General features: G+C 69.0%; 1 protein-coding gene. It reads left to right on the top strand.

Features of this window, described 5'->3' with window-relative positions; genetic code table 11:
* Nucleotides 1-13: 13 nt before the first annotated feature.
* Nucleotides 14-2,708, top strand: a 2,695-nt coding sequence (locus tag ETD83_RS41075) for a condensation domain-containing protein (RefSeq protein ID WP_268920545.1), incomplete at its 3' end; no start/stop codon positions are given.

Raw genomic sequence — 2,708 nt, 5'->3', positions numbered from 1 at the left:
GGGTCGGTGTCTGGTGAATACCTATGGGCCGACGGAGGCGGCGGTGATGGTGGCTGCCGCGACGGTGGACGCGGAGCGGCCTGGGGTGGTGCCGTTTGGTCGTCCGATCGCCAATACCCGTCTGTTCGTGCTGGACGAGGCGCTCGCGCCGGTGCCGGTCGGGGTGGCGGGCGAGTTGTACATCGCGGGTGCGGGGTTGGCGCGCGGGTATGTGGGTCGCCCTGGGCTGACGGCGGAGCGGTTTGTGGGGTGTCCGTTCGGTGCGGGTGAGCGGATGTATCGCACGGGGGATCTGGCGCGGTGGACGGCGGATGGGCAGTTGGTGTTCGCGGGGCGTGCGGATGAGCAGGTGAAGGTCCGCGGGTTCCGGATCGAGCCGGGTGAGGTCGAGGCCGCGCTGCTGGCCCACCCGGACGTGGCGCAGGCGGCGGTCATCGCCCGCGAGGACGCCCCGGGCGACAAACGCCTGGTCGCCTACATCGTGTCTGCCGAGGGCGGCGAGCCGGTCGACCCGGAGGGGGCGCGGGAGTTTGTTGGTGGGCGGTTGCCGGAGTACATGGTGCCTTCAGCGGTGGTGGTGTTGCCGGAGTTGCCGTTGACGGCCAACGGCAAGCTGGACCGTCGAGCCTTACCTGCACCGGAGTACACCGGGGGCGAAGGCCGTGGGCCGGCCACGGTGCGCGAAGAGGTGTTGTGCGCGGTTTTCGCCGAGGTTCTTGGTGTGAACTCGGTCGGGGTGGAAGACGACTTCTTCCGCCTCGGCGGGCACTCCCTGCTGGCGGTGTCGCTGGTGGAGCGGCTGCGGGCACGCGGGGTGTCGGTGTCGGTGCGGGCGTTGTTCCAGACGCCGACTCCGGCGGGGTTGGCGCGGGCGGCTGGGGCGGTGTCGGTGGAGGTTCCCGACAACCTGATCCCGGCCGACGCTGAGCGCATCACCCCGGACTTGCTGCCGCTGGTGGACCTCACCCAGTCCGAGATCGACCGGGTGATCGCGTCCGTTGAGGGCGGCGCGGCCAACGTGGCCGACATCTACCCGCTGGCCCCGCTTCAGGAGGGCCTGCTCTTCCACCATCTCCTCGCCGGTAGTGGTGGGGATGTCTACGTCACCATGCGCGTGGTGGAATTCGAGTCCCGGGCCCGCTTGGACGAGTTCACCCAGGCACTGCAACAGGTCGTCGACCGCCACGACATCTACCGCACGGGCATGGTCTGGGAAGGACTCCGCGAACCCGTCCAAGCGGTATGGCGTCAGGCTGCCCTGCCCGCGCGGGAACACACGCTGGATTCGGCCGAGGCCGATCAGACGGCAGCACTGCTGGATGCGGCAGGCTCGGTGATGGACCTTTCCCGGGCCCCGCTGATGGACCTGCATATCGCCGAGCTGGACGGCGGTGAGTGGCTGGGTGTGGTGCGGATGCATCACATGGTCCAGGACCACCTGGGCATGGACGTCCTGTTGCAGGAGCTGCGGGCCGTGCTGTCCGGGCAGACGGGGGCATTGACCCCGGCCGCGCCGTTCCGCAACTTCGTGGCGCAGGCCAGGGGAGTCGACCGATCCGAGCACGAGCGATTCTTCGCGGACCTGCTCGGCGACGTGACCGAGCCGACCGCGCCGTTCGGACTGCTCGACGTGCGCGGCGACGGCTCCGATGTGGTTTCCGAACTGCTGCCCGTCCCCGGCCAGGTGGCGGTCGAGTTGCGCGACGTGGCGCGGCGGCTGGGTGTGAGCCCCGCGACGGTGCTGCACGTGGCGTGGGCGCGGGTGCTAAGCGTGTTGTCCAACCGCGATGACGTGGTGTTCGGCACGGTGCTGTTCGGCCGGATGAATGCCGGAACCGATGCCGATCGGGTGATGGGCCCGTTCTTCAACACCTTGCCGGTGCGGATGCACGCTGGTCAGACCGGGGTGCGCGCTGCTGTTGAGCAGATGCGGGCCCAGTTGGCGGGACTGCTGGAGCACGAGCATGCGCCCCTCGCAGTCGCCCAGCAGGCCAGTGGGATCGTGGGTAACACGCCCTTGTTCACGTCCCTGTTCAACTACCGACATGCCAGCCAGGAGACGGATACCTCTCAGCAACCCGAGGGCATCCGGAGTGTCTTCCTCCGTGACAGGACCAACTATCCGTTGACGGTGTCGGTGAACGACCTGGGCGACAACGGGCTGAGCTTGAGCATTCTTGCGGTGGAGCCCATCGACGCGCGCTTGGTCGCCCGCCTGGTGTACACAGCCGTGGAGAACACGGTGGCCGCCCTCGCCGCGACCCTTGACAGCGCGCCGGACATCGCCCTGCATCGAGTGGATGTCCTGGACGCCGATGAGCGGGATCGGGTGCTTGCCGGGTGGAATGACACGGCGGTGGAGGTGGCGTCGGCGTCGTTGCCCGAATTGTTCGAGGCGCAGGCGCGTCGGACCCCGGAGGCTGTCGCGGTGGTGTTCGAGGGCGTTGAGGTGTCGTATGCGGAGTTGGACGCCCGCGCGACCCGGTTGGCGCGTCGCCTGGTCGCGGAGGGTGTGGGGCCGGAGTCGGTGGTGGCGGTGGTGTTGGAGCGGGGTGTTGAGTTGATGGTGGCGTTGTGGGGGGTGTTGAAGGCGGGTGCGGCGTATTTGCCGGTGGATCCGGGGTATCCGGCGGGGCGGGTGGCGTTGCTGTTGGAGGACGCGGCGCCGGTGGTGGTGTTGGACGACCCGGCGGTCGTGGCCGACTGGT

The organism is Actinomadura soli, assembly GCF_005889715.1.
Lineage (GTDB): Bacteria > Actinomycetota > Actinomycetes > Streptosporangiales > Streptosporangiaceae > Spirillospora > Spirillospora soli.
This window is presented reverse-complemented; position numbering and strand designations above follow the sequence as displayed.